The sequence below is a fragment of the Kitasatospora sp. NBC_01302 genome, from assembly GCF_035976515.1.
Taxonomy (GTDB): Bacteria; Actinomycetota; Actinomycetes; order Streptomycetales; family Streptomycetaceae; genus Kitasatospora.
In genome coordinates, this window is record NZ_CP108404.1 from 9030840 (window position 1) to 9057615 (window position 26776).

Genomic DNA, 26776 nt, shown 5'->3' on the forward strand with positions numbered 1-26776 from the left:
ATTACACACCTTCGGCAGGCCAGGCCCGGCGGGCCCTCTCGATGCGTGCGCGGTGGTCGTTGATCCAATCGTCGTGGGGGCGGATCCAGAGGATTGTGTAGAGGCGGTCGGGGTCGTTGATCTCGATGGTGGTGGCTTCGTCGTCGTTCAGGTGGATGGTGAGGTTCAGCCCTCGGTCTCCGCCGATCAGTGCAGTTGCGCCGGGTGCGAGGGCGGACAGTTCGTGCTGCCAGGCAGTCAGGTCGTCCGGGGACAGGTAAAGATCCAGGCGGGCGTCGACAAAGCTCGCAGACACCAGGACGTCGGCTCGCAGGTAGTTGTGGATGGTTGGCAGGTCGGGACGAAGCTGGACTCGGACGGTGTCACGGGCACCGTCTGCGTCCGTGTTCTCCAGGTGGATCAGGTCCAGCAAGTTCGGCTCTGCCATGGTCTACCTCGTCCGTTTCGTCGTGCACTCCAAAGGCGCATCCTTCCTTATAGGGCTCGCCCTTGACCCAGCCCCCTGGCCCCTCTTGGCAGCCGGGCGGCGGCGCCCTCTGTGTTCGTCGCGGCCGAGCCCTGCCACTTGGCGGACAGATGATGGATCGCCAAGTGCTGCGTTCTGGATGAGGCTGCTCGTATCGACCCGTATCAGCTTATGTCGGGAAGCATCCCGCGATATCGCGGTTTCTGGCCCCGCGCTGAGCCGGGGTTCCGGCTGCCAGGACCCGCAGGTCACCGGCGAGGTCTCCTGCACGTGGTGGCGGGCCTCCATCAAGATCGTGAAACGACCACCCGACGCCCAGGCCTTCGTCGTCCTGCCCCACCGCTGGTTCGTGGAGCGTGGTTTGGCCTGGTTCATGCGCGCCCGCCGAAACGTCCGAGACCACGAGAGACTCCCGCCCACGCCGGGGTCCACCCCGTCTGGAGTGCCATCCATCACCCTCATGCTCCGACGCCTCGCCCGCACCACCGGCGAACCGACGCGACTCCGGATCGCGCTCGCCGCACAGCGCCGGGACGGGTGACGACAACAGTGCGGTTCCCGTCGAGCTGCGTGTCAGCCCGATCGGGTTTACTCCCGCGGGTGGACACAACTACCCGCCTCACGATGATCGAAGGTCTGCTCGCCCAGCCATGGAGCCACGAGCGCGTTTCGACCACTGCGGGGTGCCCGCAGACCTACCGGATCATTGACTTGGATGCCCCGGGACAAGAGGACGGACCCAGGAGCAGGCGGAGCGACGAGCTGGACGCCCTGGTCGGGGGCCTGCATTCGCGGCTGGGGCAGGCCAAGACCGTGGCGATCGACGGGCTCCTCGACCCTTCTCTACGCAGCCGGCCGGGCCCGCCCCTGGTCGACCTGCTCGGCGAGACGGTCGTCGAGATGTACGGATGGATGGCCGGAACCAGATGGATCGGGGTCGGCCTGTTTCGCACGGAGGCCGGGTCCAGGATCAGGTCGTCATTGGTCTGGGCGGCGGTTCGCGCGACGAACAGGTCTCCGACGCCGCGGTCGAAGACGATCTCGGGCGGTACCCCGGGAGTCGATGCACGAGAAGACGGTCGTCAGCGGGTGCTCTCCGGCAGCCACCGCCAGGCGGTGGGCCACGCTCTGGTGGGGATGCAGGAGCTCTCCGGCCACCCAGCGCTCGTTGCCCTCGACCAGCTGCCGCGGTGCCTCCTCGGGCCCGGGCGTCTCCGTGTCCGCTACTGGCGGCCGTGCCGGATCCGCCAGGCCGTGGGGCTGCGCGAACGGCGGAGCGGTCGGGAGGAGGGGGACGGTGGCCAGTGCGCCGGCGCCGGCGACGGGGAAGCGGCGCCGGGTGGCCGGGTCGGCGGCGTTGTCCTGGCGGGGGCTGTCGGCGGGTGCGGCGTGCATCGGTGGTCCCGGCTCTCCTGGTGGTCTTCGTGTTGCCGTCCCGACCACGTGTCCGGACGCAAAGGCGCCGGTCCCGCCTCGCCGCACCGTGCCTGCTCCCGCGCGGCGGCAGCGGATCACCCGTTCGGCGCCAGGGTGGGTCGATCCGGTGGCGGCTTCGCCGGCCGTGGTCCTGGCCGGCTGCTGTCCTGGCGGTCCGTGCGCACGGTGGCTTGCCGCCGTTGTCGTGGCACACCGGGCGTTCACCGTCCGGCGCCGTAGCCCGTGGCCCGTGGCCCGTAGCCCGGCCAAGGGGGTGTCGGGTCCTCACCGCCAAGCGGGGGCGGGCGTTCCCGGGCTGCTTGGATCGATCGGCCCGGCCTGCGTCCGAACGGCGCACACCGACCTGTACGGCGACGGGGCACCGGGGCGACGAACGGCCCGCCCCCGGGCGCCGCGCCCGGGCCTCGGGAGCGGGGCGTTGCGTGTCGGACCCCTCGGCAGGGTCGGCCTCGTGTCCCTCCTGTGCGCTGCCCCGGCTGCCGGGTCCGCGGATCGCGGCCACGATCTGGAAGGGGGCACGTATGTGCCCGAACGCCAACCAGAGGTGGAAACAGCCATGAGGGTGCTGCTGACGGTCCAGATGGACACCGAGAAGACGAACAAGGCGATCGCGGGCAAGACGCTGGCCCAGACCATGGCGTCGGTGTTCGAGCGGATCAAGCCGGAGGCCGCGTACTTCGGGGCGAAGGACGGGATGCGGACCGGTTTCATCGTCTTCGACCTCAAGGAGGCGTCCGACATCCCCAGTGTCGCCGAGCCGTTCTTTCAGGAGCTCGGCGCCAGGATCACCTTCATTCCGGTGATGAACTTCGACGATGTCCAGGCCGGCCTGCAGAGGGCCTGACCGCCGCGTCGACGCCTGGCCCGCCCACCCGGCAACAGGGGGCGGGCCAGCACCGCGTCCGGGCCCAGGACCGCCGGCCCTTACCGCCCTTCCGCCCGTCCGCCGCGCCGGATCGAACGCGGCGTCCCGCTCACCGCCGCCGCGCGCCCGCACGAGGCACTGCTCGGCATCCTGGCTCTGCTCCGCGCGGCCTGCGGCAGCGGGGTCCGGCTCCTGCGCGTGGACGGCCCCGTCCCCGCCGACCGCACCATCGGCCTGGGCGGACGGCCGCAACCGGTGCCGGACCGCACGACGGGCCGGGGAAGCCCCGAGCAGGTCCGGCCGACGATCGAGCACGGGATGGGGGAGTCCGGGGTTCTGGCCGTGATTTCGCGAATGGTCTTCGGCTTCCTGCCGTCACGTCGGCTACGTCTACCGTTGGTCAAAAGGCAGCCGAGGCAGCCAGGGCAGTCGAGGCGGCTGTTCACCCAGCTGGTCCGGGTACCGCTGAGCTCGGCCGGCGCGACTCGCAGACGGGTACCGCGCGCTGAACTGAGCGAGCACCAGTGGCAGATCGCACAACGCCTGGCCACCATCCGGATGCTGGTCATCGATGGCTCCCAGGGCGCGGAGACCGTCGAACTGGCCCACGAAGCGCTGATCGCGGTCTGGGACGAATTGGCGGCGTGGACCGCAGAGGACCGCAAGTTCCTGGTCTGGCGCGAGTCACTGCAGCACGACACTTCTTGACCCGCCGGACCGTTCAGCCCGGCTGGGGAGTGTCATCCTCAGCTCTGCTGAATGCGATGGTGCTCTGGTGCGCCCGCGGGTGGTTCGAAGGACCGGTGTCGGGTCAGCGTTCGGGGCCGCGGATGCCCTCGAGCAACAGCGTGACGTGCCTGCGCCAGTTGTTGGCGCCGGTCATGTTCGCCATGGCGCCACGGGTGATGAGGACGAAGTCGCGAGCGTGGAAGTCGTCACGGAGGTGGCCGGCGTCGACGGCACGCTGCACGATGCTTTCGGTGATCGCTGAGAAGTCTGTCTTTTCGACGGCGATGTCGTTCCAGCGGGGCTCTTCCGGGCTGAGGAGCGCGAAGCGGAACGCGGCATCGGCCTGTACGGATTCCAGATAGCCGTAGAGCAGCGTCTCGAACGCCGTCCAAGGGTCCTCGGTCTCGTCGGCGGCGCGGGCGAGGGCGGTCATCGCCTCGAACCGGCGGCCGATGATCGCCGCGAGCAGCGCTTGCTTGTCGGCGAAGTGCCGGTAGAGGGTGCCGACGCCCAGGCCGGCACGCTCGGCGATCTCGTCCATCTGCACGGCGTCGCCCCGCTGGGCGAACAGCTCGCCGGCGGCGTCGAGGACGGTCTCGCGGTTGCGCCGGGCGTCGGCGCGCAGCGGGCGTTGGGGAGCGGTCATGGTCGCTCCACTGTAGTTGACGTTGCGCGGAGGTCGCGCTTACATTCGGAACCGGAGTTCAGGTTCATGTTAGAGGAGATGCGATGATCGTCGTCACCACGCCGACGGGACAGATCGGCAGCCAACTGGTCCGTCAGTTGCTCGACCAGGACAAGGAGGTCCGCGTCATCGTTCGTGACGCCTCGCGTCTGGACGACGCGGTCCGCGAGCGGGTCGAGGCCGTCAGCGGTTCGCACGACGATCCGGCCGTGCTCGACAAGGCCCTGCCCGGTGCCGATGCGCTGTTCTGGCTCGTCCCGCCGAACCCGCAGGCACCGAGCGCCCAGGCGCACTATCTCCGTTTCGCCCGGGCGGGCGCCGCTGCCGTTGCCCGGCACGGGGTCGGCCACCTCGTCGGTGTGTCCAGCGCGGGCCACGGCTGGCCGTCCCCGGCCGGCGTCTTGTCGGCGGCCTTCGCGATGGATGCCGAACTCGGCACGTCCGGTGCGGCGTACCGGGCGTTGTCCATGCCCTTCTACATGGAGAACCTCCTGGGGCAACTCGATGCCATCCGCGAGCAGGGCGCGTTCCAACTGACCTGCGCAGGCGACCTGCCGCTGGCGTCGACCGCGACGCGGGACATCGCCGGCGCCGCCGCCGGCCTGCTCACCGATCTGTCCTGGACCGGGCAGGAGAACCTCCCCGTGTTCGGCCCCGACAGACTGACCCCTGACGCGATGGCCGAGGTGATCAGCCAGGAACTCGGGCGTCCGGTCACCTACCGCCGCCTGAGCAGCGACGACTTCGCGTCGCTGCTGCGCTCCCGAGGTGCCAGTGACCAGACGGTCAAGGACATGACCGAGGCGTTCGCCGCACAGGACCACGGCATCTACGACGCGGACTGGGCGACCGCCGAGCCCGCACCGACAGACTTCCGCACCTGGTGCAGGGAAGTCCTCAAGCCCGCCGCAGCCGCCCGGGCATGACCCACCTGGGATCATCACGGGGATCTCGATCCCGCCCGCGCGCTCGTCGCCACGACCGGCCCCGGCCGGTGAGCTGACCTGCTCATCGGCCCATCTGCGCCGCGACGTGGCACCTCCGATACCGGGGCACGGTGGTTTCGCGTGTCCGTCCAGAGGTGTCGAGTTCCTGGCCGCCGCGACGCGAGACCGTCTCTGCCCGCTCGTCATCGACCGTCCCCGGCGGCCTGGGCCAATCCACCAGGCCCACCCCGCCGGGGCCGCGGAACACCCGCATCCGCTGGACTGCCCGACGGCGGTGCCCGATCCGCGCACGGCCAAGGGCCGCCGCCACCTTCGTCCCTGCGCTCGCTGCGTGCGCGCCGCCGGCCGGCGCGGTGCCGGGCTCGCTCGAAGTCGCTGACCGCGATCGCCGAGCGGGCAGCCGACGCTCCGGCAGCCGTCCTGTCCGCTCCGCCCGGCGGCCCGGACCGTGAACCCACCGGCCCCCACTGCCCCGGCAAAGTCAGTTCGAGCCCGCCCCCGGTGGCCGGGCGTTGCGGGTCGAGGGCGGCTACGTCTGGAGCACAGGTCCCGGCCCGTCGCAGCCGACCCCGAAGGTCTCCGGAGCCACGCCCGTCGGCGCATCACGACCGGCCGGCCATCCGGCGATGACGGCCCGGCGAACGGCGCCGGCTCGGCCGAAGAGGCAGGCGATTCGCAGAGCACGGGCCGTGGGGCCGGAGGTCAACGAGCCGAAACGCCCCCCGCCCCCCGAAAGGGTCGAGGCCGTCACTGGCGGGCCGTGGCGGGCCGCGGTGGGCCCTACCAGGTGCGGCGGCCTCGCCGCTGCCGGCTGGGCCGCCTCGGCGACGGTGGGCCCTCCGGCTGTGCTGTGTGGCTGTGGTCGTTGGGTCGGGTGTGAGCAGCATCCCGGCTGCCGGGCGTGGCCGGGGTCTCGTGGTCCGTGCCGACGCTTCCGGGCGGCCACCCGGGGGGGGGCTTGTGGGTGGGGGCGTGCCAGGGCGGTTCCGGGGATCACTGATCGGCTGGTTCCCGGGCCGTTGGCCCGGGAAGGCTCGCCTCGAAGTCGGTCAGCAGTGCCGTGAACGCCTGCGGTGCCTCCTGGTGTGGGCTGTGCCCGGCGCCGGGGACCAGCTGGATCTCGCCGCGCCACAGGGTGGGCAGGGTGGGCGCGAGCACGCGCAGGTAGCGCAGGTTGACGAGCTGCTCCTCGCTCCCGTGCAGGATGGCCAGCGGCCGCCTGAGTCCGCGTGCGATGGCGATCTCGTCGGCGAAGGACCCCGTGGCGAGGGCTGCCGAGAGATCGGTGCGGGCGGCCGGATCGGTGGCCAGGATGTCGGCGACGGCCTCGGGAGCGGGCTGCGCGCCGGGAGCCAGCTGGGCGGCGGCGTAGGCGCGCGCCTCGCCCGGGCCGACCTCGCCGCTGAGGGCCGTGCCGAGCGAGGGGTGCGGCAGGAACCTCCCGGCCATCGCCCCGGGCCCGCTCTTCAGTGGCGCGCCGAAGACCGCGAACCCGGCGGCTCCCGGCAGCTCGGGCGCGGCTTGGATCACGATGTGTCCGCCCAGGCTCATCCCCACGATCAGCGCACCCTCGGCGTGGGTGTCCCGGACGAAGTCGGCCAGCGCGCGGGTGTACAGCGCGAACGAGTACCTGTCACCGGCGCGCGGCGAGGCGCCGTGCCCGGGCAGGTCCGGGGCCAGGCAGCGAAAGCGCCGCCCGAACGGGCCCTGGAGCAGCGGCAGCCAGGTGCGCGAGGAACTGGAGTTGCCGTGCACGAGCACGACGGGGCGGCCCTCACCGGCGCTCTCGCGGTAGGCGAGCTGAGGAGCGTTCACATGGGCAACGTTAGACCCGTGTTGTGACAGAGCCGGCCTTGACCACAGCCTTTCCGGAACTGGCCAGACGTCAGATGCCGGGGCGGTGCGGGATCCCGGTTCTGGCTTGTGGGCGCCTGCGGTTCCTGTCGGCAGTTCCGGGCCGACGCGGAGAGCCCGGGGTTCCTCCGGCACGCCGTCCGACTTCTCCGTGGCGGCGCCGCAGCTCAGGCACGTTCTCCGTCACTGGGGGAGTGGATGGTGGAAAGCCCCCGGCCGGGCCCCGCTGATCTCGTGCGCCTGGTGTCCTGAGTCCCTTGATCCGTTGTTGATCGGCGCATGAGACGTCCCGGGCCGAAGCCAGCCGCGTTGGTGTTGTCGGATTACGAGCGGCAGGTGCTCGGTGGGTTCGGTCGCGGCTGCCGTCGCGGTGAGCGCGGAGACGGTCTCCGAGTGGCGCGCCCGCTTCCTCGCGGACCGGAGGGCTTGGGCGCCGCGCTTCGACCGGGCTGGGAGCGGACGGGCACCGGTGGGCAGGTCGCCAAGCTGGTCCGGATGACGCCCACCGGCAAGGTCATCGGCTCCCTGCGTCGACGCCACCGCACCGCCGAGTTCGAGAAGTTCCTGGCCAAGCTGGAGCGGGAGGTCCCGGCCGGCCCTGAAGTGCACCTCGTCCTGGACAACCTGGACAACTACGCCACCCACAAGACCGAGGCGATCAAGAAGTGGCTGCTGGCCCACCCCCGCTTCCAGCTACCCCTCACACCGGCCGGATCGTCCTGGCTGAACCTGGTCGAGCGGTGGTTTGCCGAGCCCACCAACACGTTGCTCCGCCGCGGCGTCCACCGCTCCGTCCAGGCCCTCGAACGCGACATCCGCGCACGGGTCGCCGACTGCTGCCCGTCGAGCAAGGCGCCGTCTCCCGTGCGATCCGCACCTGGCTGAAGCGGTAGCCGTACCCGTGGCCGACCGAGGTCCTGCCGCCGGGGCGCACCGACCCCTCGTCGGGGGTGTCCCGGCGGCAGAACCTCGGCCCCTGCGCCTGGGCCGGTCGCTGGTACTCCGGTCGTAGATCGTGGCCTGATGCTGCTGCTCGTGCGCCCCGTCGCCCGCAGCGCGGTCGATCAGTTGACCTGGCCGGCGGGCCGCACGACGAGGTGGTTGATGTCCACGCCTTCGGGTTGATTGACGGCGAACAGGATCGTCTCGGCGATCTGTTCGGCGGTCAGTGTCGGCGCCGCTGCGGGTGATCCACCGCGCTCGTCCCAGAATGGGGTGTCCACAACTCCTGGGGCGACAAGAGTGACGCCGACGCGGTCCTTGGCCACCAGGAGTCGGACGTTCTCGGCCAGGGCGTGCGCGGCCCACTTGGTGACGGAGTACAGGTTGCCGGGCGTGTTCCTGGTGCCCGCGACCGAACCGACGATCACGATCCGGCCCTTGGACTGCCTCAGGTGTGGCAGTACCTCGCGTACCAGCAGGGCCGGGCCGAGGATGTTGGTGAGAACCATGGCCCGCATGGCCGCGGGGTCGTGGTCCTCCAGGGTGCCGGGCAGGGAGAACCCGGCGTTCGCGATCACCGTGTCCAATCGGCCCCACAGGCCCACGACTTGACGCACGCCAGCGGCGACATGGCTCTCGTCGCCGGCGTCACCGGTGATGGTCAGCAGCCGCTCGCCCGCTCCGGTGGAGGTGGCGAAGGCGGTCAGGCGACCGGCATCGCGGCCAGTGATCGCCACGCGGTGGCCTTGCTTGAGCAGGACATGGGCAGTGGCCGCACCGATCCCGCTCGAACCGCCGGTGATCAACGTGACGGGTTCCATGGCACGGCCTCCTTGGTGACGGTGGAATCGGCGATGCGCCAGTCTCCAGGTGTCGGTGAACACTGAGTTGGCGGACGCAGGCTACCCGATAGTCATGATCTTGTGACACAACACGAAGATCGGGTGGCCAGCGCCGCACGTGTCGATCCCGGGCTGATGGAAAAGGTATTCGCTGAACTCGCCGTAAGCCTGGCGCCGGTCTTCCACCGCCGTGACCTGCGGCAGAACGCACTGCTGTACCTGCGTGGGCTGCTGATGCCGCAGGTTGAAGGCAACTGCCGGTCGCTCGCGGAGACAGTGGGGCTGGCTCGGCCCTGCCGCCTGCACCACCTGGTGGAGCGCGCGGTGCGGGACGAGGATGCGGCTGGGGACGCGGTGCGCTTCTTCCCGGCCCGGCACCTCGGCGCCGACGCTGGGGTCCTCATCTTCGACGAGACCGGGCAGGCGAAGAAGGCACGGTGGCGGCGGCCGCAGGCCGGCAGTGTTCCGGCACGATGGGCCGGGTCGGGAACGTGATCGTCGCGGTGTACACGACGTACGCGCCCGAGCGGGGCCACGCCCTGATCGACCGGGACCTGTACGTGCAGGAGGCCGGGCATGCTGACCAGGACCGGATGGCGGCGGCCGGCTTCCCCGACGATCACGCGTTTGCCACCAAGCCGGAACCCGCCCTCGCGCAGTCGAAACGGGCACTGGCCGCCGGCACCAGACGGGCGTGAGCGCCTTCTGCGGCGACGACGTTGCGCTGCTGCGCCGCGACCGCGCCGACTCCGTGCACTACAGCGCCATCGGTGGCAACGTCGATGCCGGCGAGGACTTCCGCGATGCCGTCGTGCGTGAGCTGGAAGAGGAACTCGGCTTGAAGGACCGGGCTGGCAGGACGGCCCCGGAGCTGATCGGGATGGCCGACGCCCGGGTCACCCGGCCCGGCTCTATCGCCAGTGCGCAGAGCGCCAGACGGCCATGCGAGAGCAGGCCCACGACGGCATCTCTGATGAGGAGTACCTGGTCACCCTCAAGGTACTGCAGCGGATGATCCACAACGTCGGAGGCGAGGCATGGCACCACTAGAGACAGTCGCGGGCGGGCCGCAGCGCAGGTGAAAACCTGCCCTGTCCCGTAGGAGGTGGCGTAGGGGCGTTCCACGCGAACCGGAGTGCCGCTGGTGCTCGGGGCAGCCCCGGGCCGGACGGCGATCAGCATTGGAGCTCGGCTGCGGCCCTGATTCTCTGTGAGTTCATGGCCCTTCGGGATCAGCACGTGAAGATGGACCCGATTGAGCCCTTCTGGCTGTCTCTCTATTGATACTGATGTTCATTGAGTGCCCACTTCTTCTGGGCAGTGGGGCTGGTCTGTTGTGCCGGTTGTCCGAGGAGCGACGCTGAGCGGCCTCTCGTGCGCCGGGCGGCTGGAGCTGGCGCTGTCCAGCAGCCGGCCCGCGCCCGCTGACCGGGAAGGGACAGTCCGCCGGATCCCTCGCAGGAGAATGTTCCGGGCCATGTTGGGTTTCCGGCCCCGTCGACGGGCCCGGACTCGATGGCGCTACCGGGTTCCGGCACCCTGGGCCGCCTGCGCCGGGCAGGACCCGACCAGAGCCGGAGCGGAAGCCGTGGCCACGGCAATGGCTACGGCCCGGCGTGCGTATGGTGGTTGCACAGCACTTCCGATGATCTTGATGGCCAGCGCATCGCCCACCGCGGCCACCGCACCTCACGCAGCCGTCACAGCGCACACGCCGGCCACCTCCCAGGAGCAGTTGTTCGGCTGCCGTACGTTGGTCGACGCCTGGAAGCCGCTGGGGACCTGACCGCCACCGTCGCACGCCCCCGCCTGCCGGCCCCGCCCGCCCGCGGGTCGCCGCCGCGGGCGGGAAAGCCCTGCGCGCTCCACCACGACGCCGAGGTGAACCCCGCAGCAGCAGCCGGCCAGCGCCCCGGTCCTGGCGGCGGCTGTGGTGGGAGGCGGTAGTGCCGTCAGTCAGTGGAAGAGGACGGACGAAATGACCTCGTTGTAGAACACGGCACCGGATGCCTGGCACGGTCCGGTGGTTGTCGTGGTGTCCCAGCTGGTGCGCAGGTTGTAGGGGGCGGGCGGAACGACCGGCAACATGTGCCAAGGAGGGTTGAAGTACATTGCGGCGTAGGTCCTGCTGCCGGCGGTGGCGATCCCCAGGTCACCGGGTTCGCAGGTGGTGGTCGCCTGGCTGCCCGAGTCATCGCCGGCGGCCACCTCGCCGAAGCGCTCGATGCCGGCCCGGACCGCGTGGATGCCCCGGAACTCGTCGACCGTGACCGTGTAGCTGCCGGCATCCAGGTAGGAGAGCCTGATCGAGTCCGTGGCCGCTAGCGGCCGGACGTCGAAGGCGGCCAGGACCAGCAGGCGCTCACGCGCGACGCCAGTGACGTCCCCGACGTCCTGGAACCGGTCGCCCTGGGAGTCGGTGACGGTCACCGTGCCGGGACAGGTGTCGGTCAGGAACAGCGTGATGATCAGCGCGTCCCCCGCCGTGACGGGGGACCGTACCGCCAGGATTGCACCTGCGGTCGTGGTGGTGGCCTGCCGGTCGTATGCCGTTTGGGCCACCCAGCTCGGGGCTGTCGCCGGTCCGGCCTGGTCCTGTGCGGCGGCGGCCGGACTCGGCTGCGAGGGGACCGCGGAGGGGCTGGCCGGCAGGGGCGGCATCGGCACGGTCGGCTGGTCCGACGCCATCGGCACCTGGCTGGACCAGCCCGGCCCGGTAGGCAGCGCCGCGGTAATGTTCGGGCCGGGCTGGAACCAGCGGCAGGGTGTGCTCGCGGCCCTCGCGGCGGGGTGGCCCTGCAGTTTCAGTAGGCCCGCCGTCGAGCCGATGCCCAGCAGCACACCGAGCACCAAGGCCAGCACCGGCCGCCGCAGCCGGCCCGTACGACGGGAGAGCGGCGCCGCCCCGGACAGCGAGGACGGCGCCTCGTCCGCGTGGTCCACCAGCGGCGCGTCATCGCCGGCGCCCACCGCCCGGCCCGCCTCCTCGACATCGCCGAGCGGCGCCGCGACCGGGGCAGGCGCCTGCTCCTCGCCGCCTGTCGTGGCCGTCCCCGGCTCGGGCGGCTGCTCCGCGCCGGCGCCGGGACCGGCGGCCGGTGTCGGCGTCGGCTCCGGTGCCGGGTCCTCGAGCGCTGCTCCGGGGAGCGACCGCAGTTCGGACATCGGCGGCTGGTCGGTGTCGGGGTGGTCGAGCAGTAGCAGAAGCCGGTCGCCGTCGATGCCCAGCGCGGTGATCAGGCTCTCCAGCGCTTCGCGGGTGATGGGGCGCAAGCCGTTGAGCCAGCGCTGCCAGGAGGCATGGCTGTAGTGCGTCAGGCGCTCGATCTGTTTCAACGTCAGCCGGTGCTCGTCCTTGAGCGCCCGCAGTTCCTCCACGAGCTGCCGGTGTGCGGGGCTGAGCCCGTCGGGCAGCGCGGTCCAGTACGGCACGGCATGATCCCCCCGGATCGGTGCGTTACCAAGTGCGTGTAACGCCGTCCCAAACCGCAGCTCACACGGCTGCGGCATGTGTGATTGTCACACGATGTCGCCCTGCTCTGGCGGGAGTTCAGCGCAAAACCGAAGGATTCACATCGGCCGGGCACAGCGCCGCCAGCCACACCAAGGCGCGCCGGCCACCGTCATCTGAGACCAACTCCCATCAAGGAGAAGCAGAGCATGATCAAGAACACTCTCGGGACAGCAGCCGCCGCGGCCGGCCTCATGGCCGCGGTGACGACGGGCGCAGGCACGGCCTACGCCGACGGCCAGTCGGTGGTCGGTACGCCTGGCAGCGCCTCGGCCACCTCCCACCAGGTGAACTGGGACAAGGGCCGAGCGCCCGGTACCCGGGCGGCGGATGCCACCCCCGCCGCCGGCCCGGTCTCCTACGTGCGAATCTACAGCCTGTACAGGCCGACCCCGAACCAGTGCCTGGACGCCGACGCCACCAATGGCGGAGACGGCACCAGGGTCCAGGCCTGGGCCTGTAACGGCTCGACCCAGCAGGAATGGCTGCTGTCCACCGACGGTAGCCTGCAGAACGTCCGGTTCCCGGGCATGTGCCTGGACGCGGACACCAACGGAGCCGGCAACAACGGGACCAGGGTCCAACTGTGGCAGTGCAACGGCACCACCCAGCAGGAGTGGTATCACCCCTCCGGTGACCTGGCCATCTACAACGTCCGCTTCAATAACAACAACAACACCGTGCTGGACCGCAACGCCACCGTCGCGGGCAACGGCGCCCCGGCACAGCTGTGGGCCAAGAACTTCCAGTCCCAGCAGTGGTGGGACATCCGCACCGCGTAACGCAACCGGTACCGGCGCCCATGGGCAGGGCTCTCCAGAACGCCGCGCCGGCCCTCGACCACGCCCGGGCACCGCCCGAGGAACCGAAGCAGGGCCTCAACCCGACGATCCCCTACGACAGCCGAGCGGCTCGGCCCCGGCCTCCGGCCCCCGGCCCCCGGCCCCCGGCCCGGGGACCGTGCCCGCCGGCTGCCGACCCGTCAGACCGGTACTCAAGCAGAGGCCGGCGCTCTCACCGGCCCCACCACCTCCACGAGCGCCGCCAACGGCATGTTCGGGCGCTCTTGGTCGGGCTGCTCGGCGAGGCGCACGTTCGGCTCGCCGAGCAGCCCGGGCCCGCGAACGCGCGACTGCGAGCAAGCGGCGAGGAAGGACAGGCAAAGGCGGGACGGGTGGGCTGGGTGCTGATGGAGCTGAAGCCAGCCGGCGTCCCGTACGCCGGGGGCTCGCTCAAGCCTTCGCCGACACCCGTGACCGGAGCGGAGGGAGTTGATCTCCAGGCAGCTCGACCAACGGACTGCGAGGGTGGGTGGGCAGTTGGGGCTGACCGGACGGAAGCCGTTGGCGCCCCTGCCGGTGATCGAGCATCGACCAGCGGCGGAGTAGGCCGGGAATGCTGCGGCCCCGCAGCTGCCGCTCAGCTGCGGGGCCCGGGTATCAGCCCCGACTTACTGGTTGGCGGTCTGCCAGGTGCCCGAGCTCCACAGCGCGGTACCGTTGGCGTCGTAAATCACGAAGTTGCCATCGGTCTGGAACACCGCGTGGTCGCCCGGGTGACCCCAAGTGCCGCTCGCCCACCCCGGGTAGCCGTAGCCGCTTCCGTTCAGGACCAGGTTGCCGTCCCCCTGGAGGAACAGGTCGGTGCTGTGCGTCCCCCAGGTGCCGGTACTCCAGATCGGGGCGTTGTCCCGCTTGCGGTACATCACCACGTTGCCGTCGGGCTGGAAGACCAGCCAGGCGTTGGGCGACTGCATCCACTCGCGGGGCTCCAGGCCAACGAAGGTCGTCGGGTCCAGTCCCGGCCCCCACGACCCGTTGGCAGGGCACCACTGCGATGGCTTCTCACGAGTGCCGGATGCCCAGCCCAGGCGGCCGGCGACACCGCCGACCAGCAGGTCTCCGTCGGCAAGCAGTCGCGTGCCACCACTGCTGCCCCAGGTCCCCGAAGCCCACAGGGCCGAGCCGTTGGTGTCGTACACCACGAAGTTGCCGTCATCCTGGGCAATCGCGTGGGCGCCGGGGTGGCCCCAGGTGCCGCTGCTCCAGATCGCGGGGCCCATGGAGCCGCTCGGGGTGAGCGCGTAGACCACCAGGTTCCCGTCCGTCTGCATGACCAGCTGGTCGACGGAGGCCTGCCCGGGCCACCCACCCTGCATCGACTGGCTGCCGTCCGGGCTCTTGAGACCCTGTCCGGGTGCCAGCTGGTTGATCTGCACGCCGCTGAGTCTGCTGCCAGGAATCGGTGCCAGGCAGCCGGTGCCGGCGGCCTGGGCCGAGCTGGCGCCACCGACGAGACCGGTGACGCTGAGCAGCGCGCCAATGACGCCACCCAGGGCGCGACTCTGTCTGCTGATGGGGTCCCCCTCTAACTACGAAGCGGTCCGATAGTGGGCCGCGGGTTGATCACACATCGCCGAGACCATGGAGGCTCGGGCTTTTGGCACATAGTCATACACGATTTGGCAGCTGAGCTGAATGGCAGGGCGATCTTGTCAGGAGGACCCCGTAGTTGCTGCTCAATTGTGGGACTCCCTGGAGTCCCACTCGGAAGCCGTTGTCGTTCCGATCTTGGTGAGCATGCGTTCGAATGCGGTGGATCGGCCGGGTGATCCTCGGTCTGTCCGTGCGTGGAGACAGGGCCTCTGGTGCAGGCCGGGGTCTGCTCAAGGGGGGCCGGGCTGTTCGGGGGGCTGGTCCGGGCTCTGGTCTGGCGGTTCAGGCGCCGAGTTCCCGGGAGTGTCCGGCCCATCGGACCACGAACGGCATGGCGAGGCCGGCGGCGACGAAGAGGCCGCCCATGACGAGCCAGCCGGGGGCGCCCCGGTTCAGGCAGAGCAGGCCGAGCAGGCCGGGGGCGATGGTGTAGCACAGGCCCATGCCGATGCCGAACACGCCGGAGTACTGTCCCTGCGCGTGCGCGGGGGCCAGCCGGAACCGCAGCTCCATCGACCCGGCCGCGTGCCACAGCGAACCCACGGTGTGGATGGCGACGCCGGCCGTCATGATCGCCGCGGCGGCCCAGCCGGGCAGGCCCGAGGCCGTCGCGATGACCCCCATACCGACCAGGAACGCCACCCCGGCGCGCCGGGTGGCCCGGCCGGCGACCTGGCCGCCCTTGATCCCGCGGCTGGTGCGGACCTGGAGGAGGACCACCATCACGGTGTTGACGGCGAGCGCGACGCCGGTGAACCAGCGCGGTGCATGGGTGTGCAGGACCACCCACAGCGGCAGCGCGTAGGTCACCACCTCGCCCTGGATCCACAGGATGCCGTCCAGCACGACGAACGCCATGTACGGCTTGTCCTTCAGGGCGAGCCACCGGTCCGACTCGGTCGAGGCCGGCAGCGGTTCCAGCCCGGGCAGCCGGAGCATGACGGCCGCGCAGCCGACGAAGGTCAGGGCGTTGGCGAGGATGAGCGCGCGGTAGGCGGTGCCGGAGTCGAGCTGGATCACCGCACCGGCGGCCAGCGCGCCGAAGGTACTGGCCAGGAATGCGGTCGAGCGCAGGTAGGAGCGGAACTTCGGCACCTCGTCACCGCCGAAGCGGCGGATCATCGGGCCGCGCGCCGCGCCCCCCGAGGCGCCGGCCAGGTCGGTCACCGCCACCGCCGCCATGAACGCCGCGAACGAGTGGGCGAACAGCAGCGACACCATGGCCACGGCCTGGATCAGCAGGGTGACCAGGAAGACGCCGTGCGGGCCGCGGCGGTCGGCGAGGTGCCCGACGGGCGGGCCGGCGAGCAGGCCGACCACTCCGGCGACCCCGAGGCCGAGGCCGACCTGCCCGATGGACAGGCCGACCACCCGCATCGCGTACAGCGGCGCCGTCGCGAGGAAGGCCGCGGTGCCGAGCTGGTTGACGAAGCCGCCGAGGGCCAGTCGGCGCTGGGGGCCGGACTCGAGGAGCAGCCCCCGTCGCACCAGCCAGGGCCGACGGTCCGGGGCGGCGGCCTCCTGACGGTCGTCGGGGGACAGGGTGCTGGTCTGACTCACGTGGTACTCCTGCATGTTGATCACGGCTGGGCGGGGAAGGACGGCGGAACGCAGTGCCCGGGAGCGAGTCGCGCGTCGAGCGCTTCGGCGAACCCCGGCGAGGGGATCGGCCGAAGCCGCCTGTGTTGATCCGCTCACCGCGGCCCCGGTCTGCGAATCAAGGCTTCAAGATCATCTCAGGAGAGAATGCCCGCTGCTCTCGCACCTGGCGAGCCGTCAATCCTCTTCTGGAGATGCTCGTGCTCCACGCCGCCCTGATGGCAGCCGCCCCTGCCACTCAGCGCACCGACTCCACCCACGTTCTGGCCGCCGTGCGCGACCGGACCGTGTCCGAGGCTGTCCGGGAGCGTCCAGCCAGGTCCCGGGCCCGGACCGGGCTCGTGTGGGACGGCCGGCAGCTTCACGTCAACACCACTCGCAGCGAGGCCGGTTCGTGCCAGACCGTCCTCGAACGTCCGGGACTGTCCGGGACGGTCCGAATCCCTGGCTCGTGCCCCGAGCGGGCGGCGATACTCGTGCCGCACTCCAGACCTGGCTCCTGCTCCGGAGGCAGAACCCGGCGATCCGAGGTCGACGGCGACCAGTGACGCCGAACGGCACGAACGGAGAAACACGATGTTGAGGGTCCGAAAGAAGCTTGCGGCGATCGCCGTTGCCGGCGGCATCCTCGCGGGCAGCGTCGCCATGGCCGCGCCGGCCGACGCCACCGTTGTCAATATCTCCTGCCCGACTGCCGGGGTGACCGTATACAGCGGCGGCCCCGACTACTGCTACGGGCTGCGGAAGGACGGGAACACCGGCCCCGGCTGGGCCGACATCCCCGGCACGTGGGGGGTCGGCAGCAGCGTCAACACCGGCTACGTCGTGGCCGATTCGGGCTGGGTACCGGTCCACTTCGCTCCGGGCCGGGGCATCGTGCTGCCCGACTGCGGGTCGGGCTGCCTGTGGACGACGCAGTGGATCTACATCACCAGCTAGTGCCGCCTTCTCGGTGGTGGCGGTCGCCGGTCCCGGAGGCGGCCGCCACCACCGACGAGTGACAACCGGGACCAACCGAGGTCGCATCTTGAGGATCAAGACCGTTTCGAGTACCAGGACGACGAGGGTCGCGGCGGTTCTGGCCGTGCTGATCGCCGCCGCCTCCTGCGCCCGCGGCACGGCGACGCCGCACGGCGCACCACCGCCGCTCGGTCCCATCGCGGTGATCACCTCGGTGGACCAGATCACCCTGCCCATCGATCGCTACGACGTCACCGTCGAGCAGACCAGGACGCTGTTCCAAGCCTCCACCGTCGTGACCCGGCAGTGCGTACAGAGTTACGGCCTGAGCTATCCGGCTCCGCAGTGGGGCGATGCGTTCGGCGACACGCCCCGGGAGCTCAAGAGTCGCTCCGTGCTCTACGGCTTCTTCGATCCGGCCGCCCCCAGGAGCAACGGGTACGACGCGGTCGGTGTCAGCGACGCCGGCGCCCAGCCGACCATCTCCGATGCGGTGCTCGCGGTTCTCGACGGAGTGGACAGATCGAACAAGGCCGTCACCGTGTTCGACGGGAAGAGCGTTCCCGACCACGGGTGCCTGGGGAAGGGCAGAGCGGAGGTCGGAGATCCGCCGATGCCCGCGGATTCCGGCCAGTTGCCGGACGGCGGGCCGAAGGTTCCGGCGACCGATCCCCGGATGGTCGACGTCAACGCCCGGTGGAGCACCTGCATGAAGTCCAAGGGCTTCGACTACGCCTCTCCTTGGGCGGCCTACGACGACCCGAAGTGGCGGTCCGCGGAGCGGCCGGGCGCGGTCTTTCTCGCCCACACTCCGCAGGAGATCGCCACCGCCACCGCCGATCTGGGCTGCAAGCTGTCCACCAACCTGATGGGTGTGGCGGTAGCCGTCGAGACCGCGTACGACAAGCAGTACATCGCGTCGCATGCGGCAGCCCTCTCGGCCTTCGAACAGAGCCTTGACGACCGGCTCGGCAAGGCGGCGCACATCATCGCCGCCGGCGGGGCGAACGCAGGATGAGCCAGGCACCGACTGGGGATGCGATGCGGACTGCAGCACACGGAGTCGTTCCGCGGTGGTTCACACCGCACCACTGGACGAGGCGGGTCGTTGTCGCGCTCTGTCTGAGTCTGGCCGCCAACGGGGTGGCGGCGGTCACCGCGTCCGCTTCGCCGAGCCGCCCGAACGCGCCGCTGCGGCAGGGCGTCGCCGCCGACTTCGGTCCCGCCGCGGCCTCGTCCCCCGACCTCGCGGTATCGGGATCCGGTGACGGCCACGGCTATCACCTCGAGGTTTCGCGCGAGAAATCGGGATTCGCGTGGCACGAGATCGCCGTGCTGCAGCCCGGCGGCCTCGACGAGTCGTCGTGGACGGGCTACCAGTGCGTGTCCGGCGACGGTCGCTATGCGGCGGTGACGGTGGCCCCGCTCTCGGCCGCGAACTCGACGGCGGGACGCGACCACGGCGCTTTCGCGTACTCGGTCGACCTGGAGACGGGGCGCGTGCGGGCCGTGGCCAGCGGTGTTGCCCTCGCCTACCACTCTCCCGGCTGTGGGACCGGCGACGAGGCGGAGTTCACCGCCGCCCTGGGGGACGACCAGCAGACCACCGAGGTCGTCTCGGCCGCGCTGGCGTCGGGCACGGTGGAGCACACGACCAGGATCGCGGGCCAGCTGACGTCGGTGGTCCCGACCGCGCACGGAGTGGTCGGCGTCCTCGGTTCCCGGCTGGTGTCGGTGCCCGAGTCCGGGCCGCGGACCGGCCTCCCCCTGACCCTCGCCACCCTTCCCGGCCAGGCCTACGATCTGCACCCGGCAGCCGACGGCGGCGTGGACTTCCTCGTCACCGCACCGGGCTCCGGGACGGCTCACGTCGAGCACGAGGGCAACGGTGCCGTCAGCGACGCGGGCACGGGGAACACCTCCCGACTCCAGCTGTTCGCGGGGCGCGGTGGACACACCATCGTGACGGGCGCCGACCACATGGACGCGGGGGCCGCCGTACGCCCGCTCGACACGAAGTCGATCACCGACCCGCTGACGGTCTCGATGGACGGCGACGCGGTCTTCGGCGCGCAACGGACGGACGCGAACCCCGACTCGACGGTTCTCGCGGCCAGGACGGGACGACTCGTCAAGCAGCCGTACGACAGCACGGCCGAGACCCCGGCCACCACCGCGACCTCGGCTGTCGTCCCCGACGGCGTCGACCCGGACGCCCTCAACGCAGACCTGCCGCCGGCCCCCGACCCGGAGCAGAGCCGACCCGCGAGCAGCGCCGGCGGCGCGGCGGCCGGGACACCCGCGACCCCGGCGTGTTCGGTGCCCCGCAACAGCCCCACGTTCCAGGTGGCGCAGCCGGGATCGAGCCAGATCGACTGGGCCGTCCAGATGGCCGAACAGAACCTGCTCACCGGCTCGGCGTACGCCCGCCCCGCGAACTTCGGCAACCTGGGCCTGGTCTCCTACTCACCCAACGGTGACTTCGCCGCCGTGCCGCTCTCGCACCCGTCGAGCGACACCTGGAACACCGTGCCGCGCTCCGTCTTCGAGGCGATCATGGCGCAGGAGTCCAACTGGGACCAGGCGTCCTGGCACGCTCTGCCGGGGATCGCGGGCAACCCCGTGATCGCCGACTACTACGGTGCCGCGGGGACGATCGACACGATCAACTACGCTGGTGCCGACTGCGGTTACGGAATCTCCCAGGTGACGACGGGGATGTTCGCGAGCCAGACGGGTCAGCAGTACTCGGCGCACGGGCAGTGGAAGATCGCGGTGGACTACCAGGAGAACATCGCCGCCGGCCTGCAGATCCTCGAACGGACCTGGAACTCGTTGTACAGCGCCGGGATCACCGCCAACGGTGGCGATCCGCGTTTCCTGGAGAACTGGTACTTCGCGATCTGGGCGTACAACACCGGTGTCCAGCCGGACGCCAAGCACGGCAACACGACCGGCTGCACCCCCGGCCCGACGTGCACCGGCCCGGACGGGACGTGGGGCCTGGGCTGGGCGAACAACCCCGTCAACCCCAACTTCCCGCCGAACCGCGCCCCTTACCTGGCCTACAGCTACGGCGACGCGGCACATCCGGCCGACTGGCCCTACCAGGAGCGGGTGCTCGGCTGGATGGGCACCCCGCTCGTGCGGACGGGCACCCACGCGTACGCGCAGGCGAACTTCAACGGCGGCAGCAACTGGCTGAACATCCCCGCCTTCAACACCTTCTGCACCACGACAGCCAACCTCTGCACGCCGGGCGCGAGCGGGCAGTCGGGCACCTGCGCGCTGGCCGACTACGAGTGCTGGTGGCACGCGCCGGTCACCTGGATACCCACCTGCTCGACGACGTGCTCGACCAGCGCCTACGCGGTCGGCCCCGGCTCCACCGAGCCCCCGGTCACCGACCCGCACCCACCGGTCTGTGCCCTGGACACGAACGTCGTGCCGACGACCTCCAACGGACCACCGGTCATCGTCGCGGCACAGGTCGGGCTGGCGGCGGGCAGGACCCCGCTGAACATCGTCGGGTGCCCGTCGACCTCGAACTGGTCCAACGGCGGATCCTTCACGATGGCCTACGGCACCAATGCCAACGGTGATCCGACGGGCGCGATCGACACCCACCAGCTCGGCGCCGGCTTCGGCGGCTACGTCATGTTCGACCACACCCAGAACGGCACTGAGGCCGCCGTCATGAACACCGGCACGTGGACCCCGACACTGCCGGGCCTGCAGTACTACAAGGTCAAGCTGCACATCCCGGCGACCGGTGCCCGCGCGACCGACGTCGTCTACGTCGTCAATCCGGGCGGCAACGCCAGCCCGTGGAAGATCCGGGTCAACCAGGCCTGGGGCTCGGACCAGTGGGTCACGATCGGGACGTTCGCGATGTCCCCCGGCGCGACCGTCCAGCTGTCGAACCAGAGCGCGATGACTCCAGGCGGGTACGACGTCGGTTACGACGCCATCGCCTTCCTCCCCCAGGGCGGCACCCCCGGAACGCCGATCGGCGGACCGCCCGGCATCACCGACGCGCCCACCGGCAGCAACCCGGCGTGGATCCAGTGCGGTTGCGCGACCCGAACCGCCGGTGACCCGGTCGACACGGCGACCGGCTACTACGGCGAGACGGTCACCGACCTGTCCACGCCGGGCCGTGGCATGCCGTTGTCCTTCACCCGCACCTACGCCTCGGCCCTGGCCGATCCCGCCGGGCCGAACGGGGGGAGCGCGCTCGACGGGCCGTTCGGCTACGGCTGGACCTTCTCCTACAACCTCTCCGCGGTCACCGACGGGGCCACCGGCAATGTGACGGTCCATCAGGAGGACGGCTCCCAGCTCACGTTCACCAGCACCGCCACCGGGTACGTGCCCTCGGCGCCACGCTATGACGCCACGCTGACCAAGGCCGGCTCCAGTTACACCCTCACCCGCAGGGGCAAGGAGATCTACACCTTCGACGTCGCCACCGGCCACCTCCTCGCCGAGACGGACCAGGCCGGTGCGCACGCCACCAGTCCCTACGCGACGACCCTCGCCTACAGCGGCGGCCAGCTGTCGACCATCACGGATCCCGCGGGGCACGTGTACACGCTCGGCTGGAGCGGCGGGCACATCACCAGCCTCGGCGACTCGGCCGGACGCCAGGTCACCTACGCCTACGACGCCGCCGGCGATCTGACCGACGTCCACGGTGCCGCGACGACGCGGCTCCCGGCCCCGCAGGACAACGACCACACCGTCTACGGCTACAACACCGCCTCCCACCTGCTCACCTCATGGCGCCAGGCCAAGTACTACGGCGACACCACGACGAGCCCCGCACCGGTGATGAGCATGGCGTACGACTCGTCGGAACGCGTCGTCACCCAGACCGACCAGACTGGCCGCACCACGACCTTCTCCTACGGTCCGAGCAGCAGCCCCTCCCTCGCGGCGGGGCAGACCCTCGTCACCGACGCCGCCGGGCACCAGGTCCTCTACACCTATCAGAACGGGCTTCTCGCCTCGGAGACGAAGGGGTACGGCAGCAGCACGCCGAGCACCTGGTCCTACACGTACGACCCGGTGAGCCTCGGCGTGACGACCGTGACCGATCCTCTCGGCAACGTCCAGACCTTCGCCTACGACGAGCACGGCAACAAGATCTCGGCCAGCGACGGGAACGGGAGCACGACCGCCTACACCTACGACGCCATCGACGACATGACATCGGCCATCGACCCCCTGGGGGTGCTGACCATGTACGCGTACGACCAGGCGGGGCACATCGCGGTGTCCGGCGGGACGAACGACGGGACGCTGACGTTCGGCCTGCCGACGAGCACCACCGTCACCCAGCCGCAGCAGTCCGCCGAGATCGTCGACAGCAACCCGGCCTCCCCGCCGGTGCGCACGACGGCCTACTACTACGACGACGCCGCCCATCCGGGGGACCAGACCCGCGTCGTCGACGCCGACGGCTACACCTCCTCCGCCACGTTCAACGCCTCCGGGGAGGCCGTCAGCAAGACCGACCCGATGGGGAGCCGGTTCCAGTACGGCTACGACAGCGCGACCGGGCGGATGACTTCGATGGTCAACCCGGACGGAAGCGCCGCCGGCACCGCCCCCGGATGCACGCCACCGGCCAAGGGGTGCACCGCCTTCTCCTACGACGCGTGGGGTCACATCGTCAAAACCACCGACCCGCTGGGCCGTTCGACCTCGACCGGGTACGACGCCGACGGCAACCGCACCTCCAGCACCGACGGCAACGGCAACCAGACGACCTACACCTACGACCCGGCGAACCGGCTCACGGCCACCATCAACGCGGACGGCACCCGGACGAGCACGGACTACAACCCGGACGGCAGCACGGCGGACACCGTCGACGCGGACGGAGCCAGGACGGTGTACGGCTACGACAGCCAGGGCCACCAGACCAGCCGCACCGATCCCGACAGCCGGACCACGACCATCACCTACGACGCGGACGGGCAGCCCCGCACCAGCGTCAACGCCGCCAACCAGACGGTCACCGACGGCTACGACGCCGCCGGGCACCTGACCTCGCTCAGCTACTCCGACGGTGTCACCCCGAACGTCACTTACCGGTACAACAGCGGCGGGGTGCGGACCGCGATGACCGACGGCACGGGCACCACGACCTGGTCCTACGACGCGTTCGGCGAGATCGTCTCGAAGACCGACGGCGCGGGCTCCTCGATCGGTTACGGCTACGACAACGACGGCCGGACGACCTCGATCGTCTACCCCGGCGGCCCGACCCAGACCGTCGTCCAGACCTTCGACAAGGCGGGACGGCAGACCTCGGTCACCGACTGGAACAACGCCACGACCCGGTTCGGCTACGACGCCAACGGGACCCTCACGTCGACCGGTTACCCGGACGGCGACACCGTGACCACCACGGCCGACGACGACGGCCGGACGGCGAGCACCACGCTCACGAACGGCACCAACACCCTGGCCGCCCTCGCCTACACCCGGGACGGCGCCGGCCAGGTGGCGACCAGCACGCCGAGCGGCCTGCCCGACACGGCCCAGAGCTTCGGCTACACCACCACCGAGCGGCTGGCCTCCGCGAGCGGCACCGACTCGGCGTCGTACGGTTACGATCCGGCCGGCAACCCAACCACGGTCGCGGGCAGCGCGCAGACCTTCGACGCGGCCTCGCAGCTGTGTTGGACCCTTCCGGGCACGCCGACGAGCAGCGCACCGTGCCAGTCGGCGCCCACCGGTGCCACCACCTACTCCTTCAACTCGCTGGGCGACCGCACCAAGGCCCAGCCCGCGTCCGGAACGGCCAGCACCTACACCTACGACCAGGCGAACCGGCTCACCGCCACCACCGGCCCCGCAGGCAGCAGCACCAACGCCTACGACGGCAACGGACTGCGGGCCAGCACCACCTCGGGCGGCACGACCACCAGGTTCACCTGGGACGACGCCCAGACCGCCGACCTGCTCAGCGACGGCACCACGAGCTACGTCTACGGGCCGGGCGGCGCCGTCGAGCAGCTCGCCGGGAGCACGAGCTACTGGTACCTGCGCGACTCGCTGGGATCGACCAGGGAACTGCTGGACGGCAGTGGCGCGGTCGCCGCCGGCTTCGGCTACGACCCCTACGGCCGGATCACCTCGTCCTCGGGGCCGGCGACGACACCCCTCACGTTCACCGGCGGCTACCAGGACGCCGCCTCGGGGCTCCTCTACCTCCAGGCGAGGTACTACGACCCCGCCACGGCCCAGTTCCTCACCCGCGACCCGGCCATCGACATCAGCCGGTCGGCCTACGGGTACGCCCAGGACGACCCGGCCAACGTCACGGACCGGAGCGGACTGTGCTGGCCGCTCTGCACGGCCATCATCGGAGCGGTCGTCGGCGCGGTCGGCGGTGCGGTGGGCGGCGTCGCGAACGGCCTCATCAACGGCAACCTCAACGTCAAGGACGTGCTGATCGATGCGGACACCGGCATGGTCGCCGGCGGTCTCGCCGGGCTCTGCGGTCCGGAGTGCTCACTCGGCTCGAGCATGCTGCTCGGCGGATTGGCCAGCGGTGCGGGGTCCTTCGCGTCGAGCGTCCTCACCCAGGCGAACGACAGCGGCTGGGAGTCGGTGAAATGGGGGACGCCGGGTCTCGAGAAGGCGGGTCTCGAAGGACTCGTCGGAGCCGAGGCCGGGTTCGGCGGTTCAGGGGTGGGAGGGGTGTTCGGCGGCCTCGTCGGGAGCGAGGCCGCAAGCAGCGTCCTGAGCAACGGCGTGGGCGCCCTCTTCGGATCCGTCGTCTCCGGACTCGACCCGATCGGCCTCATCACCAACCCGCCGCCCTCGTTCGACTCCTCGGGCGCGGGCTGCGGCCGGAGTCGGGCCACGGCCTGACGCGGAGCGGCCCGAGTCCCGGACGGGTTCGAGGCGCTCCCGGTCACCACGTGACCGGGAGCGCCTCGACGCCGTGGGCGGCCGAGCCCCGGCGGGAGCGGCGGGCCGTCCCGCGCGGCTCGTGGGTGCGGACCGGGGAAGGCCGTCCCGTAGGCGACGTGCCGGGCAGTCAGGAGTGGTGCTCGGCATACGACTTCGGGAGCAGCCATGGACAGAAGACCTGCCCGACGCCTGGCCGTCGGCATCGCCACGCCAGGGGCCGCGACGCAGGCTACCTGTGGGCCTTCGCCACCCTCACCACCTCACCCGGCGCCAAGGCCCACCACCGCCGTCGCCGTGACGACGCCAGCGCCTGGCACGCCTGCGCTCAGCGCAACCTGTTCAACCGCATGCTCGGCCAGCTCTACCACTGCCTCAAGAACCGCCGACTTTTCGACGAACTGGTCACCTTCCCGGACCTGCAAGGGCCTGTCGAAGCAGTGGCATGGACACTGGAGGAGGCAGTGCTCACCCGGGCTTCTTGGTTGTCACTGGTCAGCGGCACACTGCGCCCATGCGTTCTGATCGACATGCTGTCCGGAGGTCCCTCGATCTGACCTGGGTCGAGTCCATGGGCGGTCCGCTGATCGTCATCCCGGCGTCCGCGCTGCCCCACTGGGGCGGGTGCACCGAAGACGGCATGATCATCAGCGACGGCGACCAGCCGGACGACTACGACCGGGCCTGCGAGGTCGAGGGCCTGGCCGAGGTGATCACCCTGCGCGGCCACGACACCGTGTCCGCGCTGGTGCTTGGCGACGAGGGCGCCACCACCTGCTACCTGCCTGAACAGCGGGCCTTCATGCGCTGGCTCGCCGCCGACTCCGACACCGAGCTGCTCACCGTCACCGAAGCAGCGCTGGACGACCCGGTGACGTCCTGGGAGGAGTGCGGGACCTGGGAGACCGATGGACCGGCTGTCCTCATGGACTCGGCGGAGGCCGGCCGGTACCTCGACACGCCCTACCCGGACGGCCGAGGCCAACCGGCGCAGGCCCCGGTCCCCCTGCCGGGCGGACGCTGGAGAGTCCGCGCGTTCCAGAAGACCGGCGACTTCCCCTGGGTCAGCGTCGTCCAGCTCCTCCCGGAAGCCGATGCTCAGCCGACCACGACTCGATGATTCGAACACCGGGCCCGCACTCGCGGATCCCGGACTCGACGCCTTCGCCCCGTGCCTGCGCGTCCGGCTGTGCGCGGGCCGCGTTCTCGACGACGGCACCTTCGCCGACGTCTCCGCCGTCCTGGACGGCACCGTCAACGCCACCGACCGGAAGGAACTCGCGCGGGCCGCCAAGAGCTGCGCAGGCGTCTGGAGGCCCCGCAGCCGCCGGGCCGGTGGGCGGTCGGCCGCCACGGGTCTCCCGGAGTCCTGAGGCGCCGTCACACCTTCGAGCGGACTTCCCGGCCCCGGAGCCGGGAAGACTGCCACTGTGACCGACACCAAGCTGTTCCAGCCCGGCACCACCGTGATCCGCCGCGACGTCCACGCCGACCGGGTGTGGAGCGCGATGCCCCAGCGGGTGATCGACGAGAACCGCGTCAGCCGCGACTGAGCCGGCCCGGGCAGCCTGTCCG

23 protein-coding genes are annotated in these 26776 nt (G+C 70.8%); 16 read left to right on the forward strand and 7 right to left on the reverse strand.

Going from position 1 to position 26776, the window contains the following annotated elements; all coding sequences use genetic code 11:
- Position 1 precedes the first annotated feature (1 nt).
- Positions 2-427 (reverse strand): DUF5959 family protein, encoded by a 426-nt coding sequence (locus tag OG294_RS39240; protein WP_327071355.1) that lies wholly within the window; start codon positions 425-427, stop codon positions 2-4.
- Positions 428-2354: 1927 nt separating this feature from the next.
- Between OG294_RS39240 and OG294_RS39250 the strand changes: the two genes are divergently transcribed.
- Both OG294_RS39250 and OG294_RS39255 read left to right on the forward strand, forming a co-directional pair.
- Positions 2355-2747 carry a DUF3303 family protein gene (locus tag OG294_RS39250; protein WP_327071356.1) on the forward strand — a complete coding sequence of 131 codons (393 nt, stop codon included), beginning with the start codon at positions 2355-2357 and terminating at the stop codon, positions 2745-2747.
- Positions 2748-2966: 219 nt separating this feature from the next.
- Positions 2967-3476 carry an nSTAND1 domain-containing NTPase gene (locus OG294_RS39255; protein ID WP_327071357.1) on the forward strand — a complete coding sequence of 170 codons (510 nt, stop codon included), beginning with the start codon at positions 2967-2969 and terminating at the stop codon, positions 3474-3476.
- A 103-nt stretch (positions 3477-3579) separates the two neighbouring features.
- Here the strand turns inward: OG294_RS39255 and OG294_RS39260 are convergent, their stop codons facing one another.
- Positions 3580-4143 (reverse strand): TetR/AcrR family transcriptional regulator, encoded by a 564-nt coding sequence (locus tag OG294_RS39260; RefSeq protein ID WP_327071358.1) that lies wholly within the window; start codon positions 4141-4143, stop codon positions 3580-3582.
- 83 nt (positions 4144-4226) lie between these two features.
- Here OG294_RS39260 and OG294_RS39265 point away from each other — a divergent pair, with 83 nt between their 5' ends.
- Positions 4227-5108 (forward strand): NAD(P)H-binding protein, encoded by an 882-nt coding sequence (locus OG294_RS39265; RefSeq protein ID WP_327071359.1) that lies wholly within the window; start codon positions 4227-4229, stop codon positions 5106-5108.
- A 1014-nt stretch (positions 5109-6122) separates the two neighbouring features.
- Here the strand turns inward: OG294_RS39265 and OG294_RS39270 are convergent.
- The gene (locus OG294_RS39270; protein WP_327071360.1) at positions 6123-6944 is read right to left on the reverse strand and encodes an alpha/beta fold hydrolase; all 822 of its coding nucleotides are present in this window, start codon (positions 6942-6944) and stop codon (positions 6123-6125) included.
- A 465-nt stretch (positions 6945-7409) separates the two neighbouring features.
- Here OG294_RS39270 and OG294_RS39275 point away from each other — a divergent pair, with 465 nt between their 5' ends.
- The gene (locus OG294_RS39275) at positions 7410-7868 is read left to right on the forward strand and encodes a transposase (RefSeq protein ID WP_442789295.1); all 459 of its coding nucleotides are present in this window, start codon (positions 7410-7412) and stop codon (positions 7866-7868) included.
- Positions 7869-8047: 179 nt separating this feature from the next.
- Here the strand turns inward: OG294_RS39275 and OG294_RS39280 are convergent, their stop codons facing one another.
- The gene (locus tag OG294_RS39280) at positions 8048-8746 is read right to left on the reverse strand and encodes an SDR family oxidoreductase (RefSeq protein WP_327071813.1); all 699 of its coding nucleotides are present in this window, start codon (positions 8744-8746) and stop codon (positions 8048-8050) included.
- 123 nt (positions 8747-8869) lie between these two features.
- Here OG294_RS39280 and OG294_RS39285 point away from each other — a divergent pair, with 123 nt between their 5' ends.
- The 4 genes from OG294_RS39285 (at position 8870) to OG294_RS39305 (ending at position 10553) form a co-directional block, all read left to right on the forward strand.
- Entirely contained in the window at positions 8870-9262 is a 393-nt protein-coding gene (locus tag OG294_RS39285; RefSeq protein ID WP_327071361.1) for a transposase, read from the forward strand.
- A complete protein-coding gene (locus OG294_RS39290) occupies positions 9259-9465 on the forward strand; it encodes a hypothetical protein (protein WP_327071362.1) in 207 nt (68 codons plus the stop codon). The genes OG294_RS39285 and OG294_RS39290 overlap by 4 nt, the downstream gene beginning before the upstream one ends.
- Positions 9462-9782, forward strand: coding sequence for an NUDIX hydrolase (locus OG294_RS41290; RefSeq protein ID WP_442789296.1), 321 nt, complete (start codon positions 9462-9464; stop codon positions 9780-9782). Before OG294_RS39290 ends, OG294_RS41290 begins: the two co-directional genes overlap by 4 nt.
- A gap of 639 nt (positions 9783-10421) precedes the next feature.
- On the forward strand, positions 10422-10553 hold the full coding sequence (locus tag OG294_RS39305) for a hypothetical protein (protein ID WP_327071363.1): 132 nt from the start codon (positions 10422-10424) through the stop codon (positions 10551-10553).
- A gap of 170 nt (positions 10554-10723) precedes the next feature.
- Here OG294_RS39305 and OG294_RS39310 read toward each other — a convergent pair whose 3' ends face one another.
- Positions 10724-12199 (reverse strand): helix-turn-helix domain-containing protein, encoded by a 1476-nt coding sequence (locus OG294_RS39310; protein WP_327071364.1) that lies wholly within the window; start codon positions 12197-12199, stop codon positions 10724-10726.
- Positions 12200-12427: 228 nt separating this feature from the next.
- On the opposite strand from OG294_RS39310, the gene OG294_RS39315 reads away from it, so the two are divergent.
- Complete coding sequence (locus tag OG294_RS39315) at positions 12428-13060, forward strand: RICIN domain-containing protein (RefSeq protein WP_327071365.1); 633 nt, start codon at positions 12428-12430, stop codon at positions 13058-13060.
- A gap of 668 nt (positions 13061-13728) precedes the next feature.
- Here the strand turns inward: OG294_RS39315 and OG294_RS39320 are convergent.
- Entirely contained in the window at positions 13729-14496 is a 768-nt protein-coding gene (locus tag OG294_RS39320; protein ID WP_327071366.1) for a hypothetical protein, read from the reverse strand.
- A 499-nt stretch (positions 14497-14995) separates the two neighbouring features.
- On the reverse strand, positions 14996-16273 hold the full coding sequence (locus OG294_RS39325; protein ID WP_327071367.1) for an MFS transporter: 1278 nt from the start codon (positions 16271-16273) through the stop codon (positions 14996-14998).
- Between the two features lie 615 nt (positions 16274-16888).
- Between OG294_RS39325 and OG294_RS39330 the strand changes: the two genes are divergently transcribed.
- The 7 genes from OG294_RS39330 to OG294_RS39360 all read left to right on the forward strand — a co-directional run bounded on the left by OG294_RS39330 (position 16889) and on the right by OG294_RS39360 (position 26754).
- Positions 16889-17251: a hypothetical protein gene (locus tag OG294_RS39330; protein WP_327071368.1), complete on the forward strand. Its 363-nt coding sequence runs from the start codon at positions 16889-16891 to the stop codon at positions 17249-17251.
- A gap of 145 nt (positions 17252-17396) precedes the next feature.
- Positions 17397-18290, forward strand: a complete 894-nt coding sequence (locus OG294_RS39335) for a hypothetical protein (RefSeq protein ID WP_327071369.1) — start codon at positions 17397-17399, stop codon at positions 18288-18290.
- 23 nt (positions 18291-18313) lie between these two features.
- Positions 18314-25162, forward strand: coding sequence for a DUF6531 domain-containing protein (locus OG294_RS39340; RefSeq protein WP_327071370.1), 6849 nt, complete (start codon positions 18314-18316; stop codon positions 25160-25162).
- Between the two features lie 158 nt (positions 25163-25320).
- Complete coding sequence (locus tag OG294_RS41295; RefSeq protein ID WP_442789297.1) at positions 25321-25758, forward strand: hypothetical protein; 438 nt, start codon at positions 25321-25323, stop codon at positions 25756-25758.
- Positions 25716-26321 carry an Imm21 family immunity protein gene (locus tag OG294_RS39350; RefSeq protein ID WP_327071371.1) on the forward strand — a complete coding sequence of 202 codons (606 nt, stop codon included), beginning with the start codon at positions 25716-25718 and terminating at the stop codon, positions 26319-26321. The genes OG294_RS41295 and OG294_RS39350 overlap by 43 nt, the downstream gene beginning before the upstream one ends.
- The gene (locus OG294_RS39355) at positions 26296-26574 is read left to right on the forward strand and encodes a hypothetical protein (RefSeq protein WP_327071372.1); all 279 of its coding nucleotides are present in this window, start codon (positions 26296-26298) and stop codon (positions 26572-26574) included. Before OG294_RS39350 ends, OG294_RS39355 begins: the two co-directional genes overlap by 26 nt.
- Before the next feature lie 57 nt (positions 26575-26631).
- Positions 26632-26754: a hypothetical protein gene (locus OG294_RS39360; protein ID WP_327071373.1), complete on the forward strand. Its 123-nt coding sequence runs from the start codon at positions 26632-26634 to the stop codon at positions 26752-26754.
- Positions 26755-26776 lie beyond the last annotated feature (22 nt).

What these genes read in the sequence shown, in the direction of transcription:
- OG294_RS39240 (WP_327071355.1), bottom strand. Translation starts at nt 427, where the DNA reads ATGGCAGAGCCGAACTTGCTGGACCTGATCCACCTGGAGAACACGGAC.
- OG294_RS39260 (WP_327071358.1), bottom strand. Translation starts at nt 4,143, where the DNA reads ATGACCGCTCCCCAACGCCCGCTGCGCGCCGACGCCCGGCGCAACCGC.
- OG294_RS39265 (WP_327071359.1), top strand. Translation starts at nt 4,227, where the DNA reads ATGATCGTCGTCACCACGCCGACGGGACAGATCGGCAGCCAACTGGTC.
- OG294_RS39280 (WP_327071813.1), bottom strand. Translation starts at nt 8,746, where the DNA reads ATGGAACCCGTCACGTTGATCACCGGCGGTTCGAGCGGGATCGGTGCG.
- OG294_RS39305 (WP_327071363.1), top strand. Translation starts at nt 10,422, where the DNA reads ATGGCCAGCGCATCGCCCACCGCGGCCACCGCACCTCACGCAGCCGTC.
- OG294_RS39315 (WP_327071365.1), top strand. Translation starts at nt 12,428, where the DNA reads ATGATCAAGAACACTCTCGGGACAGCAGCCGCCGCGGCCGGCCTCATG.
- OG294_RS39330 (WP_327071368.1), top strand. Translation starts at nt 16,889, where the DNA reads ATGTTGAGGGTCCGAAAGAAGCTTGCGGCGATCGCCGTTGCCGGCGGC.
- OG294_RS39340 (WP_327071370.1), top strand. Translation starts at nt 18,314, where the DNA reads ATGCGGACTGCAGCACACGGAGTCGTTCCGCGGTGGTTCACACCGCAC.
- OG294_RS39350 (WP_327071371.1), top strand. Translation starts at nt 25,716, where the DNA reads ATGCGTTCTGATCGACATGCTGTCCGGAGGTCCCTCGATCTGACCTGG.
- OG294_RS39355 (WP_327071372.1), top strand. Translation starts at nt 26,296, where the DNA reads ATGCTCAGCCGACCACGACTCGATGATTCGAACACCGGGCCCGCACTC.